The sequence below is a fragment of the Streptomyces sp. NPDC101776 genome (genome assembly GCF_044766845.1).
Taxonomy (GTDB): Bacteria; Actinomycetota; Actinomycetes; order Streptomycetales; family Streptomycetaceae; genus Streptomyces.
Genome location: NZ_JBIWMV010000008.1, coordinates 365947 through 381017, shown reverse-complemented (window position 1 = coordinate 381017; position 15071 = coordinate 365947). Strand labels below are relative to the sequence as shown.

Below are 15071 nucleotides of genomic sequence, written 5' to 3'. Positions count from 1 at the left end.
AGCCCCACGCCATGAGCCCGGGAAGACCGTGAAACGAGCCGAAACCCTCACCGAACACATCCGCCTGAAACGGCAGCGAGGATAAATACCAAGCTCAGGCGCTGTGGTACTCCTGGAGTTCCTCTGTGTGGCGGTTCGTGAAGCGGCTGACCAGTCGGTCGGCCTCGCGCTGCGGGAGGACGATGCCGTACGTGTCCTCGACGTTGCCCCGGAACTGGCCCGAAGTCGGGTAGCTGCCGTCTATCGACTTCTTGAAGACCTGGTAATAGTCCTCCTCGGTCGGCTCCGTACCGCCGCCCTCGCCCAGCTCACGAGTACGGCCGGGGCCCGCCGGGATCGGGAACGTGCCGGTGTCCTCCGGAGAGGGCTCCGGCTCCGGCTGCTGCTCCTCGTACCGCTGCTGCTGTTGCGGGAACTGCTGTTGTTCCTGGAACTGCTGCTGCTGGAACCGCCGTTGCCGTGCGAACTGCTGCTGTTCCTGCTCGTACTGCTGGAACTGCTCGGCCTGCGGCTCCTCCTCGTACCAACCGGAATACCCGGGCTCCGGTTCGTACGTCGGGTCGTAGTCGCCCTGGTACGCGACGGTCTGCGGGTCCCGCGAGTGCAGCCACGGGTTCTGCGGCTCGGCCTGCTGCTGCGGCGGCTCGGGGGCCCGGTTCACCTCGGCGGCGGGCAGCTGTTCCCGGGCCGGCGCCGGACTCTGCTGGACCGCGATTTCCGGCTCGCGGGCCGGCTCCAACTCCGGGGCGGGGGGCAGCAGTACGGGCTCGATGCCCGCCGCGGCCAGACCCGAGGGGGCCGTCTGCGCGAGCGGGACGCCGTAGCGGGCCAGGCGCAGCGGCATGATCGACTCCACCGGGGCCTTGCGGCGCCAGGCGCGGCCGAAGCGGGAGTGCAGGCGGGCCTGGTAGACGAGGCGGTCCTGCTCCAGCTTGATGACCTGCTCGTAGGAGCGCAGCTCCCACAGCTTCATCCGGCGCCAGAGCAGGAACGTCGGGATGGGCGAGAGCAGCCAGCGGGTGAGGCGGACGCCCTCCATGTGCTTGTCGGCCGTGATGTCGGCGATCCGGCCGATCGCGTGCCGGGCCGCCTCGACGGAGACCACGAACAGGATCGGGATCACCGCGTGCATGCCGACACCGAGCGGGTCGGGCCAGGCGGCGGCGCCGTTGAACGCGATCGTCGCGACCGTCAGCAGCCACGCCGTCTGGCGCAGCAGCGGGAAGGGGATCCTGATCCAGGTCAGGAGCAGGTCGAGGGCGAGCAGGACGCAGATGCCCGCGTCGATGCCGATCGGGAAGACGTACGCGAAGTTCCCGAAGCCCTTCTTCAGGGCGAGTTCGCGTACGGCGGCGTACGAACCGGCGAAGCCGATACCGGCGATGACCACCGCACCGGAGACGACCACGCCGATGAGCACCCGGTGCATACGTGTGAGCTGAATGGGCGCGGACACCCGGACTCCCCTCCCCTTACATGTTGTTGCGCGCAACAGGGTGGCACATGTGTGCGGCGTCCTGGGTGCCGGTCTGTCAGGAGCCCGGTCCCGAAAGGGGCCGGGCTCCGTCAAAACGCTTCATTGACCTGCGAGTTGAGGCCGGAACGCATCTGTGATGTGACGGTCAGCTCTTCTTGGTGCCCGAGGGTGACGGAGAGGCGCTCGCGGTCTTGGAGGCGGAGGGGGACGGGGACGCCTTCTTGGCCGGGGAAGAGGACGATGCGGAGGGGGACTTGGGGGTCGTGCCCGTGTCCGCGCCGGTGCCGTTGGCCGACGTCACCGCCGCCACGGCCTCCTTCACGGCCTTCTCCGCCGCCTTCGTCAACGTGTCCGCGTTCGGTGCCTTGTCGCCCGCGAGACCCGCGCCGTTGTAGTCGATCGTGACGACCACGTTCTCGACCCGTGCCACCACCGTCTGCTGCTTGAAGGCGCCTTCCTTCTTCTTCAGGTCGTAGCGCACCGCCGTGGCCTCGGCGCCCGCGCCCGCGACCGGCTCCGACTTGGCGTTCTTCGCGCCGGTGACGGACTGCGCCTCCCGCACCTGCTTCGCGAAGTACTCCTGCGCCAGCTTGCCGCCCTCGCCCTGCGTCTGCGAGGAGTCGAACCGCAGCAACGACACGTTCAGCCAGCGGAACTGCGAGCCCTTGACGCCGTTGTTGTCCAGGCTCGTCCAGGAGCAACTGCCGCGCGACGCCGTGTCGCTCGACGTACCCTCCTTGCCCGACTTGGCGCCCTTCGGCACCAGCTCGGTCAACGTCTTCGCCGACAGCACCGCACACGGCTCGGGCAGCTTGCGGTACGCCGCCGCCTGCACGGTCGGCGCGGCGGTCGCGTCGGCGGAGGTCGTCGCGCCGAGGCCCGAGGTGTCCTTGCCCGCGCCGTCGTCCGAACCGGAGTCGGAGGAGCAGCCGGCCGCGATCAGCATCACCGGGACCGCGGCCGCGCCGACAAGGACGCGGTGGAGACGCTTCGCTCGCCGGCGGTCACTGAGGTCTCGCTGTGCTGGTTGATGCATGGTTCCTTCACTCATGACGCTCGTGGTTCCTGCCGTCGGATCGGGTCCGAGGGGCCACGGTACGCGGTGAGTCAGCTGTGCGGTTTCCGTTCACGGGCTTTGCGCGACCCCGCGAAAGGCGTCCCCCGAGGCCCTAACCGTTGAGCGCGTCGGCCAGCTGCGCGGCCAGTTTCCGCGCCCTGTCCTGCATGTTCTGGCTGTCCGGCACGACACCGACCGTCGCCGGCTGCTCCTCGTACTCGATGGTCACAATCACGTTGGACGTGCGAAACACCACAGTCACCGTGCGCTGCTGGGCCGTTGAACCCGAACTGCTCAACGTGTCGTCGAGGAACGCCTCGTCGCCGAGATCGGAGAGGGCGCGGGGTTCGAGACCGGTGGGGGAGGCGGTGGCGGAAGCCGAGGTCGAGGTCGAGGCGGATGAGGATGAGGAGGGGGTGGCGGAGGCGGAGGGCGTCGTGGAGCCCGACGCCGCGTCGGACGCGGACGCCGACTCCGACGCGGAGTCCGACGCCGTGGCGCTCGCCGTCGGCTCCGGCAGATCCGCCGCCGTCTCCTTCGTCGCGAAGATGGTCTGTGCCTCGGCGGCGTCGCTCACCGCGTTGTCGTACGACACCACCCGCTCGAAGTCGACCAGCAGATGGTCGGTCGCGTCCGTGGACTCCACCTTCCAACGGCAGCCCACCTTGCGGTCCGTGTCGAACGTCAGCGTCGCGTCGCCCGCGTACGCCGTCTCGCGCTGATCCGCGTCCGCGATCTGCTTGATGCCGGGGAGCAGGGTGTCCAGCGTGCCGTGGCCGACCGCGCCGCAGGGTTCCGGGAGCGTGCGGTACTTGCCCGGCTGGGCCACCGCCGTCGCCGTACCGGCCTCCCCCGGGTTCGCGTCGTCCGTCGTACCGCTGTCGGCCGAGCCGCTCGTGCAGCCCGCCAGCAGCGCCACCAGGAGCGCGGCGGTGCCGGGTACGTAGGCCTTCCGCTGCACGGTCGGGCTCCTCTCGACGACGATCAAGGGTCCTGGACGATGATCAAGGGTCCTGCCAGTGTCCCCGCCGGTTAATCGCTTGCCGCACCGGGGGACCCCCTGGAGACAATGTGTATCGCACGCACAGCCGTGAATGCCGGTCCGGTATCCCTTTCGTCGACCTTGGCACCGGTTTTGCGATTTTAGACTTCTGTTGTTTTCCGGGGGAATGAGGACGAAATGTCGTATGTAGAGATACCGGGCGCGAAGGTGCCGATCCGCATGTGGGCCGACCCCGCGTCGGTCGAGGAGGGGGCGCTCCAGCAGCTCCGCAACGTGGCGACCCTGCCGTGGATCAAGGGCCTGGCGGTCATGCCGGACGTCCACTACGGGAAGGGCGCGACGGTCGGCTCGGTCATCGCGATGCAGGGTGCGGTCTGCCCCGCGGCGGTGGGGGTCGACATCGGCTGCGGCATGTCGGCGGTGAAGACGTCACTCACGGCGAACGATCTTCCCGGCGATCTGTCGCGGCTGCGGTCGAAGATCGAGGAGGCGATTCCGGTGGGGCGGGGGATGCACGACAGCCCCGTTGAGCCGGGGCGGTTCCACGGTCTGGCCACCGGCGGGTGGGACGGGTTCTGGGGGCGGTTCGAGGGCGTCGCGGATGCGGTGAAGTTCCGGGAGGAGCGGGCCGCGAAGCAGATGGGCACACTTGGCGGAGGAAACCACTTTTGCGAGGTCTGCATCGATGAGTCCGGTTCGGTGTGGCTCATGCTGCACTCCGGTTCCCGGAACATCGGCAAGGAACTGGCCGAGCACCACATCGGCACCGCCCAGAAGCTCCCGCACAACCAGGGCCTGGTCGACCGTGACCTCGCCGTCTTCATCGCGGACACCCCGCAGATGGCGGCGTACCGCAACGACCTGTTCTGGGCGCAGGAGTACGCGAAGTACAACCGCACGATCATGATGGCGCTCCTGAAGGACGTGGTCCGCAAGGAGTTCAAGAAGGCGAAGCCGACCTTCGAGCAGGAGATCTCGTGCCATCACAACTACGTGAGTGAGGAGCGGTACGAGGGAATGGACCTGCTGGTCACCCGTAAGGGGGCGATCCGCGCCGGCTCCGGCGACTTCGGGATCATCCCGGGCTCGATGGGCACCGGTTCGTACATCGTGAAGGGCCTCGGCAACGAGAAGTCCTTCAACTCCGCCTCGCACGGCGCCGGTCGGCGCATGAGCCGTAACGCGGCCAAGCGCCGCTTCTCGGTGAAGGACCTGGAGGAGCAGACGCGGGGCGTGGAGTGCCGTAAGGACTCCGGTGTCGTGGACGAGATCCCGGGCGCGTACAAGCCGATCGAGCAGGTCATCGATCAGCAGCGGGACCTCGTGGAGGTCGTGGCGAAGCTGAAGCAGGTCGTGTGCGTGAAGGGTTGAGCCCTGAAATCCTTCTGAGATCGCTGTGAATTCGAGGCCCATTGCTGTGGATTTCCGCAGCCGCCGCACGTCAAATGCATGCTCCATTCGTGAAAGCATTGTTTGCGTGCGGCCCTTATTGCTGGCCTCGAATTTCGCTGTGATGCTGCCCGGGTGTTAATCCCGTCCCACCCGCAGCGTCTCGGAGGACAGCACATGATGGAGTCGTACCGGAATCAGGGCGAGTTGAGTCGGCGGACCGTCGTGGCCGCGGGGGCGGCGACCGCGCTCGCGGCGACCGTGGTCGGTGGGGCCGGTTCCGCGCGGGCCGCCGCGAAGGCGGTGGGCGGGCTGAAGGCGGGGGTCGGGAAGGCCGCGTTCACGCCCGCCGCCTCGCTGCTGCCGCTGGACAACTTCACCGCCGTGCACGACGACCTCCATGTGCGGGTCCTGCTGGTGGAGTCGGGGTCCCGGCGTATCGCGCTGGCCGTGCTGGATCTGACCTCGATCAGCGCGGAGGCGATCGCGCTGATGCGCACGGCCATTACCGCGGCCAGTGGTGTCGCCGCCGCGGACATCATGGTCACCGTCACGCACTGCTTCTCCGCGCCGCATGTGCAGCCGAGTTCGTCCTCGGTGGGGGCGGCGGCCTACGTCCAGAACATCGTCGCCGCGACCAAGAGCGCGGTCGCCGACGCCGTCGGGAGCCTGCAGGACGCCCAAGTCGGCTACGGCAGTGGGAAGTCCGACGTCAACGTCAACCGCAACGTCCTCACCGCCGACGGCTACTGGCTCGGCGTCAATGAGCAACTGCCGTCCGACAAGGGCGTGTACGTCGCCCGCTTCAACGACCTCGACGGCAACCCGATCGCCGTGCTGACCAACTACAACGTGCAGTCCTGCGTGATGCAGGACTCGGTCATGGCCGACGGCACCCTGCCGATCACCGCCGACCTCGCGGGGGCGGCCGTGGCGCACGTCGAGACGCAGTACCCCGGTGCCGTCGGCTTCTGGCTGGTCGGGGCGTGCGGGGACCAGTTCCCGGCGTATCGCGCGAAGCGTTACACGATCGACAAGGACAAGGGCTGGACCTACGGCACCGATCTGCACGACGCCGGTTTCGCGCTGCTGACCGCGCAGGGCGAGCGGCTCGGGAACGAGATCGTGCGGGTGGCGCAGGGCATCCGAAAGTACGAGAGCGGCAAGGGAGTTGTGGTGCGGCTGGTCACCGACGGCATCACCACGACGCAGGTCCAGGGGCCGCAGGCCAGCGCGCCCACCAGGACCGTCACCTTCACCCCAACCGGCACCGCCCAGGTACCGCTCTGGGTCTTCCAGGTCGGCAAGGGCGTCTTCGCGGGTGTGGAACCGGAGTTGTCCACGACCACCGCGAACGCGATCCGCGAGAATTCGTCGTTCTCCAGCACTTTCGTCATGTCGATGTTCGAGGGCGGCGCCAAGAACATGCCCGACAAGTGGAATTTCGACCACGTCACCTACGAGGCGGTCGACGGCTTCTACATCCAGGGCACCGCGGAGAAAGCAGCCACCCGTATCGGACGCATCATCAAGTCCCTGAACTGAGGTGTGGAAAATGACGACAAGGCGCGCATTCTTAGCCCGGGTCGCGGGGGTGGGGACATCGGCGGTCGTCACCGGCGCGGCCCTCGCTGACCAGGGCAGGGACGGGCCGTACGCCATCGTCGAGCTCTCCCCGGACGACGACGGTGCCCTGTTGGGGAGGCCTGGCCAACGCGCACGGCGTCGAGCACAAGTCCACCTGGCCGATCGCCTGCGCCATCGAGCACGCGGGAGTGGATCTTCCGGCAGCGGAAATAGGCCCGCATCGCCAAGTCCCTGAACCGATGCGCGGGGACACCTACTTGTTCGGCGCGTGTGTCACCGCGTAGATCATCACGAACGCGACGATGTGGATGCCGAAGAGGAAGTAGCCGAGGAAATACCAGACTTTGCGTTCGTTTCTGGTCTCCTCGGCCAGGCGGCGCTGTTCCAGGGCCTCTTGGGAGTTGTCCGGGTTGCCCTCTCGGTCGGGCATCAGACCTCCCGGTGGACCTTCGTGTTCGAGGCCTGGGCGCGGGGGCGGACCACGAGGAGGTCGATGTTGACATGGCTGGGGCGGGTGACCGCCCAGGTGATCGTGTCGGCCACGTCGTCGGCGGTGAGGGGCTCGGCGACGCCCGCGTAGACCTTCGCCGCCTTCTCCGCGTCGCCGCCGAACCGGGTCAGCGCGAACTCGTCCGTCTTGACCATGCCGGGCGCGACCTCGATGACCCGGACCGGCGTGCCGACGATCTCCAGGCGCAGTGTCTCGGCGAGGACGTGGGCGCCGTGCTTGGCGGCGACATAGCCCGCGCCGCCCTCGTACGTGCCGTGGCCGGCGGTGGAGGAGACGACCACGACCGTGCCGTCGCCGCTCGCGGTGAGCGCGGGGAGCAGGGCCTGGGTGATGTTCAGGGTGCCGAGGACGTTCGTCTCGTACATCGTGCGCCAGTCGGCGGGGTCGCCGGTCGCGACCGGGTCGGCGCCGAGCGCGCCGCCCGCGTTGTTGACGAGCACGCCGATCGTCTTGAAGGCGGTCGCGAACTCGTCGACGGCGGTGCGGTCGGTGACGTCGAGTTCGTAGGCCGTCGCCTGGTGGCCCGCCTTGTTGATCTCCTCGGCGAGCGCCTCGATGCGGTCCTTGCGGCGGGCGGTGAGGACGACGCGGTAACCGGCCGCGGCGAGCTGCCGGGCGGTGGCCCCGCCGATGCCGCCGCTCGCCCCGGTGACGACCGCGATACGGGAGGCGGCGGAAGGTGCGGCGGTGGCCATGGGCTGCTCCTGGGGACGGATCGAGGGGATCGTACGTACGACTCCGTACGACTCCCCCCAGGATAGGGGGGTCCGGCGGGGGCCCGGCGGGGGCTCAGTTCCCGCGCGGTGCCCACATGATCACGGCCATTCCGGCCAGGCAGATCAGGGCGCCCGTGAGGTCCCAGCGGTCGGGCCGGTAGCCGTCCGCGACCGCGCCCCAGGCCAGTGAACCGGCGACGAAGATCCCGCCGTAGGCCGCGAGGATGCGGCCGAAGTGGGCGTCGGGCTGGAAGGTGGCGACGAAGCCATAGACGCCGAGGGCCATGACCCCGCCGACGGCCCACAGCCAGCCGCGGTGTTCGCGCACCCCCTGCCAGACCAGCCAGGCGCCGCCGATCTCGAAGACGGCGGCGACGACGAAGAGGGCTGCGGAGCGGAGGACGAGCATGGCCGCCATCCCATCACGCGGGCTGTCACCTGATGGACGGCGCCTGTCGTGCGCTCCACGTGGGATACATCCGTACGACCGCAGCGGCGGTGTACGGGGTGCACGGGCGAACCGAGGAGTGGACGGCATGCGAGTAGTACGGGTAGTGCGGGTCGGCGTCGTGGCGGGTGCGGCGCTCGCGGCGATGGGCGCGGCCCCCGGTGTGCCGGCTCCGGAGGCGGATCTCGCCTACCACGGCTCCGCCGTCATGACCGAGGGCCGCGTCGACGTCCGGCTCACTCCGCGCAACCACGGGCCGTCGGCGGTGCCCGACGCGACCGTACGGCTGCGCTGGTCGAAGCCGCTCGCGGACCGGCAGACGCTGCCGGAGGGGTGTGCGCGGTCGGGGGAGCGGGTCGTGGTGTGCCGGACGGGGGCGCTGGCCGCGGACGAGGCGGGCGAGCGCATCGAGCTGGGGGTACGGCTGCGGGACACGTCCTCGGAGGTGCTGCTGGAGCTGGACACGGTGTGGGGCGGCGGCGCGGTGGACGGGAACCGGGCCAACGACCAGCAGCGGGTGCTCGTCCTGGACACCGGTGACACCTACTACTTCTGACGCAGCCGCCACTGGTGACACCTGCTGCTTCTGAGCCACGCCCGTAGTACCCCTGAGCCACACTCCCGGCCGCGTCGTACGATCTCGATCTCCGTACGGCACAGGCAACGAGGGGTAACGACATGTCCGGGAACGCGCGGGCGCGGCTGCTGGACGAGTTGTCCACCGTCTCGCGCCGGTACATGGCGTCGTACGCCCTGTTCAACCAGGCCGTCGCCGACCGGCTCGGGCTGCACCCCACCGATCTGCAGTGTCTGAACCTGCTCACGCTGGAGGCCGGGCCCGTGACCACGGGCCGGGTCGCCGAGCTGACCGGGCTGACGACCGGGTCGGCGACGCGGCTGGTGGACCGGCTGGAGCGGGCGGGGTACGTCGTCCGGGAGCGGGACGCGGAGGACCGGCGGCGGGTGCTGGTGGCGACCGTCCCGGAGAAGATCACCGAGTTCGGGCGCATGTGGAACCGGCTGGGCGGCGGCTGGTTCACCCTCTTCGACGACCTCGACGACGCCGAACTCGCCGTGATCGTCGGGCACATGAGGCGGACGGTGGAGTTCAGCGGCCGGCAGATCGCGCGGTTGCGGGCGGGGGAGGTCTAGCGCCGGGGCACGGTCGGCGCGCCTGGTCCCCGAGCGGTCCTCAGGGGGAGCCTCCACCTTGCGTCTCCACCCGGATTTCCACCCGTGGGTCCGGGAGCTTTTCCGGCGTCGGCGGGAGAGTCGGTCTCAGGAAAACGCGCGGCGGACACACCGCCGGAGACCGAGGAGTGCGACGTCATGACGGACATGGAGCAGGCGCTGACGATCAGCGGGGGCATCTTCGCGGTGATGATGCTGACGCAGTACGGGCGCCGGAAGTACGACCTGCACAAGGTGCTGATGCCGATCGGCACGGTGTCGGCGGTCGGCTACTTCTATCTGAAGGGGATGCCCACCCAGCACGTCGACATCGTGGTCTATCTGGTGGGCGCCGCGATCGGGCTGGCCTGCGGGGTCGTCGCCACGTTCACGACCGGCGTGGAGCGCGACCCGGCCTCGGGCGAGGTCCACACCCGGTGCGGCGCGGGGTTCGTGGCGATCTGGACGGCGGTGGTCGGCCTGCGCGTCGCCTTCATCTACCTCGCCGAGCACAACACCGGGTTCCGCGACCACCTCGGCACGTTCATGGCGGAGCACCAGATAGTGCAGGACGCCATCGCGCCGTTCTTCGTCATCATGGCGCTGGCCATGGTCCTCACCCGGGTGTTCGTGCTGCTGGCCCGCGTCCGGATGCTGCCGTCGGCCGGTGCCCGCGGCGAGGCCCTCACCCAGGGGTCTTCACCAGTCCGTGGATGAACGCGTACTTCACGGCATGCGCCCGGTCCCGCAGATGCGCCTTGGAGAAGAGGTTGTTGATATGCGTCTTCACCGTGGCCTCGCTGACCACCAGCCGCTCGGCGATCCCCCGGTTGGTGAACCCCTCGCCGATCAGCGTGAGGACCTCGACCTCCCGGGGCGTGAGATCAGGGGCGAGTCCCGTGCCCGGGCGCTCGACGGGGGCGCCGCCCCGCGCGGCGGCGGCGACGAGCCGGTCCCGTACGGCGGGGTCGAGCACGGACTGCCCGGCCGCCGCGGCCCGCACCGCGCGGGTGATGTCCTGCCGGCCGGACTCCTTGGTGAGGTAGCCGCGGGCACCGGCACCGAGCGCGGCGAGGATGTACCCCTCGTCGGCGAAGGTGGTCAGCACGACGACGGCGACCCGCGGGAAGCGCTCGGTGATCAGCCGGGTGGCCTCGACCCCGTCCATCCGCGGCATGTTGAGATCCATCAGGACCACATCGGGCGCGTGCTCCTCGGCGGCCCGCACGGCCTCCCCGCCGTCCTTCGCCGTGGCCACGACCTCCACGCCGGGCTGCAGATCCAGTACGGTCGCCAGCGCCTCACGGACCGCGGTCTGGTCGTCGGCCACAACCACCCTGACAACAGGCTGCTGTTCGCCCTGCCGCTCGTCGCTCATCCCGGGATCACCACGCGCACTCGCCAGCCTCCACTGTCGTCGCCGTCCACGATCGGCCCGGCCGAGACCGTGCCGCCCACCAGGTCGAGGCGCTCGCGCATCCCGACCAGCCCCATCCCGCTCCCGGCGCCGGCCAGTGGCCGCGAGCCTTCCGGCGGCGCGGAGTTGACCACTTCGAAGACGGTCGCCTCCGGCTGCCGTGCCCGGTACTCCAGGCGCATACGGACCGGAGCGCCGGGCGCGTACTTGTGCGCGTTGGTCAGCGCCTCCTGGGCGCAGCGCACGATCACCTGGGCGAGGCGGACGGGCAGTTCACGCGGTGGCCCGTCGACGGTCAGCGTACCGGCGTCGGATGCGGAGGCGAGCAGGGACCGCAGCGTCTCCACCAGCGGCAGCGCGTCCTCGCGCAGATCGCCGACCGTGCGCTGCACCTCGGTCAGCCCCGACCGCACCAGGCTCTGCGCCCGCTGGGCCGCCTGCCGGGCGCGTTCGATGTCACCGGACTCCAACAGGGCGTCGGTGACCTCCAGTTGCATGTTCACCCCGGCCAGCGAGTGGGCCAGTACGTCGTGCACGTCCCGGGCGATCCGGGCCCGCTCGGCGAGCGCCTCGGCCCGCGCCTCGGCCCGTGCGGCCAGCTCGGCCTGCTCGGCGGCGGCCCGTGCGGAGCGCAGCGCGTCGGTGTGGGCGCGGTTGGAGATACCGACCAGCACACTGACCCCGGTGAAGGCGCCCACGATCCACGAGGTGCCGTGGGCGCCCCACGGCAGCAGCAGCACTCCCGCGCACAGGGCGCTGGTGGCCGCCGCGAAGGGCAGTGAGCGGCGGCTGTCGAGGCGGTATCCGGCGTGGCCGGTGGCGAAGTACGCGAACAGGGTCGAGGCCCCGGAGCGGTCCAGGCCCATCAGCGCGGCGGCCCCCGCCGACCAGACGCACAGCACCGCGAGCTGCGCACCCGGTGAGAAGTGGCCTTCGGGGATGAGCCGGGTGCACAGCAGCAGCGACACGAGGACGAGCAGACACAGCACGGCGAGCCCGGTACCGGACGTCCCGGTGGGGCGCACGGTGACCGCGCCGACGGTGACGGCGGCCACGGTGCCGAAGACCTGGATGGGGTTGTTGTCCGCCGTGGACCAGCGGACCAGGGCCTGAGCTCGGTTCATCAGGTCTCACTCCCCGCTGTTGTCCGACCGCTGCGAAAGCTACCAGCGGGCGGACGGCCCCGTGGGCGGCGGTTGGTGGAGCCGGTCAGCGACGACGGTCAGCGCCCGCCCTGCGCGCCGTGCGCACCCTGTCCGCCCGGCGCACCCCGCGCACTCTGCGCACTCTGCGCGTACGCCGTCGGTGTCACCCCGACCGTCGTCGTGAAGTCCCGGATCAGGTGGGCCTGGTCGGCGTAACCGAGGTCGGCGGCGAGGGCCGCCCAGTCGACGGGTTCCTCGGCGCCGGCCCGCTCCAGGGCCTCGTGGATGCGGTAGCGCAGGATGACCCTCCCCCAGAGGGGGGACCCCCAGGGGCCGACGCCGACGTACGCGGCGAAGAGGCGTTGCAGCAGTCGTACGGACAGGCCCTCGGTGTGGGCGAAGTCGGTGACGCGGCGGATCGTGCGGTCGGTGCGGATGCGGTCGACCAGGGTGGTCGCGAGTTCGGCCTGCGGGTCGGGGCGGGGGCCGAGGGCGAGCAGGAAGGCGTCCAGGGCGGCGACGCGGGCGCTCTCGTCGGCGGGATCGAGGACGACGGCGGGGTCGGTGTCCGGGAACACCTCGGGCTGCCGCACCCGCGCCCCCGTCCACTCCGACACGGGCCGGTCAGGGGCGACGGCACGGAAGGCGCCGGGCCGGAACTTGATCCCGCAGACCCGCCCCCGCCCCTCCAGCTTCTGGGCGAAGAGCCCGTGCGGGATGCCGGCGACCTCGACGAAGGCGTCCTCGCCGGCGAGCCGCTGAAAGACGATGTGCACGGCCGGGTGCGGGACGACATGGGAGACGTAGGGCTCGGTCAGGTCCCAGTCGATGAGCCAGTAGTGCTCGATGTACGGGCGGAGGGGCTCGGCGGGTTCGGGGCGGCGGAAGCGGACGCGGGTGAGGAGTTCGGCGGGGTCGACGATTCCGCGGGTGTCGTCGGCTTCCCCTTCTCCGGAGGCGCTACGGCGTGGGGCGGCCATGGGGGGATCGTAGGACGGGCCACTGACAGCGGGTGGACGGCCGCGTCGCCGGTACTTGGAAGCCGTGTCCCCGGTGCCTGGAATATGTGCGGCGGGGTGACCGTTGAGGGGTATAGTTGAATAATCAACAACCTGGAGGGTGAACGACCATGCAGTTCGGGATCTTCAGCGTCGGCGACGTCACACCGGACCCGACCACCGGACGGACGCCGACCGAGCGTGAGCGCATCAAGGCCATGGTCGCCATCGCGCTGAAGGCCGAGGAGGTCGGACTCGACGTCTTCGCCACGGGTGAGCACCACAACCCCCCGTTCGTCCCCTCGTCCCCGACGACGATGCTCGGCTACATCGCCGCGCGGACCGAGAAGCTCATCCTCTCCACCTCCACCACCCTCATCACCACCAACGACCCGGTGAAGATCGCGGAGGACTTCGCGATGCTCCAGCACCTCGCCGACGGCCGGGTCGACGTGATGACGGGCCGCGGCAACACCGGCCCGGTCTACCCCTGGTTCGGGCAGGACATCCGCCAGGGCATCAACCTCGCCATCGAGAACTACGCCCTGCTGCGCCGCCTGTGGCGCGAGGACGTAGTGAACTGGGAGGGCAAGTTCCGCACCGCGCTCCAGGGCTTCACCTCCACGCCCCGCCCGCTGGACGACGTACCGCCGTTCGTCTGGCACGGCTCGATCCGCAGCCCCGAGATCGCCGAGCAGGCCGCCTTCTACGGCGACGGCTTCTTCCACAACAACATCTTCTGGCCGGCCGACCACACCAAGCAGATGGTCGAGCTGTACCGGGAGCGGTACGCGCACTACGGCCACGGCACGGCGGAGCAGGCGATCGTCGGCCTCGGCGGCCAGGTCTTCATGCGCAAGAACTCCCAGGAAGCGGTGCGCGAGTTCCGCCCGTACTTCGACAACGCGCCGGTCTACGGCCACGGGCCCTCCCTGGAGGACTTCACCGACCAGACCCCGCTGACCGTCGGCTCGCCGCAAGAGGTCATCGAGAAGACCTTGGCCTTCCGCGACTACGCCGGTGACTACCAGCGCCAGCTCTTCCTGCTCGACCACGCCGGTCTGCCGCTCAAGACGGTCCTGGAGCAGCTCGACCTGCTGGGCGAGGAGGTCGTACCGGTGCTGCGCAAGGAGTTCGCGGTGAACCGCCCGGCGGACGTGCCGGAGGCGCCGACCCACGAGTCGCTGAAGGCGGCCAAGGCCGCCGCAGCGGAAGGGGTGACCGTCGCATGAAGCTCGTAGTCGTCTCGGCGGGCCTGAGTGTGCCCTCCTCCACGAGGCTGCTGGCCGACCGCCTGGCGGCGGCGGTGGACCGCAAGGTCCCCGCCGACATCCAGGTGGTGGAGCTGCGCGACCTCGCCGTGGAGATAGCGCACAACTTCACCAACGGCTTCCCCGGCCGTTCCCTCGCCGCCGCGCTGGACGCGGTGACGGAGGCGGACGGGCTGATCGCGGTCACGCCGGTGTTCTCGGCGTCGTACAGCGGACTCTTCAAGTCCTTCTTCGACGTCCTGGACAAGGACGCGCTGGCCGGAAAGCCGGTCCTCATCGCCGCGACCGGCGGCAGCGCGCGCCACTCGCTGGTACTGGACCACGCCCTCCGCCCGCTCTTCGCCCACCTCCGCGCCGTCGTCGTCCCCACCGGGGTCTACGCCGCCTCGGAGGACTGGGGCGCGGAGGGCCTGCCGGACCGGATCGAGCGGGCGGCGGAGGAGCTGACGGCCCTGACGCGGGGCCTGTCCACACCCCACAAGGAGAAGAAGCAGCCGGAACTGACGGTCGTACCGTTCGCGGAGCAGCTGGCGGCGCTTTCGGCTTCGCCGGGCGCGTGAGGTTCGGGCGCACCTTTCATCGCAGGCCGGCAATGGTCAGCAGGTCCGGTGCTTGAGGAGGAGGTTCTGCCGTCCCGAACCCCCACCCACCCGGTGGGGGCGCGCCTTCTCGCTCGGACTGGCGGTCTCTGGCTCGTCCGGCGCCTTTCCAGCACAGGCCGTCCATATCCAGCCCGTCCGGCGTTTGAGGACGAGGCCCCTTCAGGGCCGAAGGGGGGTCTGGGGGCGCAGCCCCCAGGCGCGTCGGCTGGCCCCCCCCCCCCCCCCCCCCGGGGGGGGCGGGGGGGGGGGGGCCCCGGGGGGGGGGGCCCCCGGGGTGGCC

The 15071-nt window shown here is 70.2% G+C and carries 16 protein-coding genes; 7 read left to right on the top strand and 9 right to left on the bottom strand.

What is annotated here, in order from left to right; all coding sequences use genetic code 11:
- Positions 1-94 precede the first annotated feature (94 nt).
- The 3 genes from ACIRRY_RS26395 to ACIRRY_RS26385 all read right to left on the bottom strand — a co-directional run bounded on the left by ACIRRY_RS26395 (position 95) and on the right by ACIRRY_RS26385 (position 3495).
- On the bottom strand, positions 95-1429 hold the full coding sequence (locus ACIRRY_RS26395) for a DUF2637 domain-containing protein (RefSeq protein ID WP_403977012.1): 1335 nt from the start codon (positions 1427-1429) through the stop codon (positions 95-97).
- 193 nt (positions 1430-1622) lie between these two features.
- Complete coding sequence (locus ACIRRY_RS26390; protein ID WP_403976986.1) at positions 1623-2528, bottom strand: DUF3558 domain-containing protein; 906 nt, start codon at positions 2526-2528, stop codon at positions 1623-1625.
- Between the two features lie 118 nt (positions 2529-2646).
- Complete coding sequence (locus ACIRRY_RS26385; protein ID WP_403976984.1) at positions 2647-3495, bottom strand: DUF3558 domain-containing protein; 849 nt, start codon at positions 3493-3495, stop codon at positions 2647-2649.
- 219 nt (positions 3496-3714) lie between these two features.
- On the opposite strand from ACIRRY_RS26385, the gene ACIRRY_RS26380 reads away from it, so the two are divergent.
- On the top strand, positions 3715-4908 hold the full coding sequence (locus ACIRRY_RS26380; protein WP_403976982.1) for an RtcB family protein: 1194 nt from the start codon (positions 3715-3717) through the stop codon (positions 4906-4908).
- A 195-nt stretch (positions 4909-5103) separates the two neighbouring features.
- The gene (locus ACIRRY_RS26375) at positions 5104-6471 is read left to right on the top strand and encodes a hypothetical protein (RefSeq protein ID WP_403976980.1); all 1368 of its coding nucleotides are present in this window, start codon (positions 5104-5106) and stop codon (positions 6469-6471) included.
- A gap of 295 nt (positions 6472-6766) precedes the next feature.
- On the opposite strand, the gene ACIRRY_RS26370 is transcribed toward ACIRRY_RS26375, so the two are convergent.
- From ACIRRY_RS26370 to ACIRRY_RS26360, 3 genes are all read right to left on the bottom strand, one after another.
- Positions 6767-6943 carry a hypothetical protein gene (locus ACIRRY_RS26370; protein WP_403976979.1) on the bottom strand — a complete coding sequence of 59 codons (177 nt, stop codon included), beginning with the start codon at positions 6941-6943 and terminating at the stop codon, positions 6767-6769.
- Positions 6943-7719 (bottom strand): SDR family NAD(P)-dependent oxidoreductase, encoded by a 777-nt coding sequence (locus ACIRRY_RS26365; RefSeq protein ID WP_403976977.1) that lies wholly within the window; start codon positions 7717-7719, stop codon positions 6943-6945. The genes ACIRRY_RS26370 and ACIRRY_RS26365 overlap by 1 nt, the downstream gene beginning before the upstream one ends.
- Before the next feature lie 94 nt (positions 7720-7813).
- The gene (locus ACIRRY_RS26360) at positions 7814-8149 is read right to left on the bottom strand and encodes a YnfA family protein (RefSeq protein ID WP_403976975.1); all 336 of its coding nucleotides are present in this window, start codon (positions 8147-8149) and stop codon (positions 7814-7816) included.
- 127 nt (positions 8150-8276) lie between these two features.
- Here ACIRRY_RS26360 and ACIRRY_RS26355 point away from each other — a divergent pair, with 127 nt between their 5' ends.
- The 3 genes from ACIRRY_RS26355 (at position 8277) to ACIRRY_RS26345 (ending at position 10075) form a co-directional block, all read left to right on the top strand.
- Entirely contained in the window at positions 8277-8744 is a 468-nt protein-coding gene (locus tag ACIRRY_RS26355) for a hypothetical protein (RefSeq protein ID WP_403976973.1), read from the top strand.
- 122 nt (positions 8745-8866) lie between these two features.
- Positions 8867-9340 (top strand): MarR family winged helix-turn-helix transcriptional regulator, encoded by a 474-nt coding sequence (locus ACIRRY_RS26350; protein ID WP_403976971.1) that lies wholly within the window; start codon positions 8867-8869, stop codon positions 9338-9340.
- Positions 9341-9517: 177 nt separating this feature from the next.
- Positions 9518-10075, top strand: a complete 558-nt coding sequence (locus tag ACIRRY_RS26345; RefSeq protein ID WP_403976969.1) for a hypothetical protein — start codon at positions 9518-9520, stop codon at positions 10073-10075.
- Here the strand turns inward: ACIRRY_RS26345 and ACIRRY_RS26340 are convergent.
- From ACIRRY_RS26340 to ACIRRY_RS26330, 3 genes are all read right to left on the bottom strand, one after another.
- Positions 10044-10736 carry a response regulator gene (locus ACIRRY_RS26340; RefSeq protein WP_403976967.1) on the bottom strand — a complete coding sequence of 231 codons (693 nt, stop codon included), beginning with the start codon at positions 10734-10736 and terminating at the stop codon, positions 10044-10046. The two genes, ACIRRY_RS26345 and ACIRRY_RS26340, sit on opposite strands and share 32 nt — an antisense overlap.
- Positions 10733-11899 (bottom strand): sensor histidine kinase, encoded by a 1167-nt coding sequence (locus ACIRRY_RS26335; protein WP_403976965.1) that lies wholly within the window; start codon positions 11897-11899, stop codon positions 10733-10735. The genes ACIRRY_RS26340 and ACIRRY_RS26335 overlap by 4 nt, the downstream gene beginning before the upstream one ends.
- A 98-nt stretch (positions 11900-11997) precedes the next feature.
- Positions 11998-12900, bottom strand: a complete 903-nt coding sequence (locus ACIRRY_RS26330; RefSeq protein WP_403976963.1) for a DUF6597 domain-containing transcriptional factor — start codon at positions 12898-12900, stop codon at positions 11998-12000.
- A 149-nt stretch (positions 12901-13049) separates the two neighbouring features.
- Between ACIRRY_RS26330 and ACIRRY_RS26325 the strand changes: the two genes are divergently transcribed.
- Entirely contained in the window at positions 13050-14150 is a 1101-nt protein-coding gene (locus ACIRRY_RS26325) for an LLM class flavin-dependent oxidoreductase (RefSeq protein ID WP_403976961.1), read from the top strand.
- Positions 14147-14749, top strand: coding sequence for an FMN reductase (locus tag ACIRRY_RS26320; protein ID WP_403976959.1), 603 nt, complete (start codon positions 14147-14149; stop codon positions 14747-14749). The genes ACIRRY_RS26325 and ACIRRY_RS26320 overlap by 4 nt, the downstream gene beginning before the upstream one ends.
- Positions 14750-15071: the final 322 nt, after the last annotated feature.

Bases quoted from the DNA above. Each gene is read 5' to 3' on its own strand.
- ACIRRY_RS26320 (WP_403976959.1), top strand. From the start codon at position 14,147: ATGAAGCTCGTAGTCGTCTCGGCGGGCCTGAGTGTGCCCTCCTCCACG.
- ACIRRY_RS26370 (WP_403976979.1), bottom strand. From the start codon at position 6,943: ATGCCCGACCGAGAGGGCAACCCGGACAACTCCCAAGAGGCCCTGGAA.
- ACIRRY_RS26360 (WP_403976975.1), bottom strand. From the start codon at position 8,149: ATGCTCGTCCTCCGCTCCGCAGCCCTCTTCGTCGTCGCCGCCGTCTTC.
- ACIRRY_RS26380 (WP_403976982.1), top strand. From the start codon at position 3,715: ATGTCGTATGTAGAGATACCGGGCGCGAAGGTGCCGATCCGCATGTGG.
- ACIRRY_RS26390 (WP_403976986.1), bottom strand. From the start codon at position 2,528: ATGAGTGAAGGAACCATGCATCAACCAGCACAGCGAGACCTCAGTGAC.
- ACIRRY_RS26355 (WP_403976973.1), top strand. From the start codon at position 8,277: ATGCGAGTAGTACGGGTAGTGCGGGTCGGCGTCGTGGCGGGTGCGGCG.
- ACIRRY_RS26365 (WP_403976977.1), bottom strand. From the start codon at position 7,719: ATGGCCACCGCCGCACCTTCCGCCGCCTCCCGTATCGCGGTCGTCACC.
- ACIRRY_RS26350 (WP_403976971.1), top strand. From the start codon at position 8,867: ATGTCCGGGAACGCGCGGGCGCGGCTGCTGGACGAGTTGTCCACCGTC.
- ACIRRY_RS26345 (WP_403976969.1), top strand. From the start codon at position 9,518: ATGACGGACATGGAGCAGGCGCTGACGATCAGCGGGGGCATCTTCGCG.
- ACIRRY_RS26325 (WP_403976961.1), top strand. From the start codon at position 13,050: ATGCAGTTCGGGATCTTCAGCGTCGGCGACGTCACACCGGACCCGACC.
- ACIRRY_RS26335 (WP_403976965.1), bottom strand. From the start codon at position 11,899: ATGAACCGAGCTCAGGCCCTGGTCCGCTGGTCCACGGCGGACAACAAC.
- ACIRRY_RS26330 (WP_403976963.1), bottom strand. From the start codon at position 12,900: ATGGCCGCCCCACGCCGTAGCGCCTCCGGAGAAGGGGAAGCCGACGAC.
- ACIRRY_RS26340 (WP_403976967.1), bottom strand. From the start codon at position 10,736: ATGAGCGACGAGCGGCAGGGCGAACAGCAGCCTGTTGTCAGGGTGGTT.
- ACIRRY_RS26395 (WP_403977012.1), bottom strand. From the start codon at position 1,429: ATGCACCGGGTGCTCATCGGCGTGGTCGTCTCCGGTGCGGTGGTCATC.
- ACIRRY_RS26375 (WP_403976980.1), top strand. From the start codon at position 5,104: ATGATGGAGTCGTACCGGAATCAGGGCGAGTTGAGTCGGCGGACCGTC.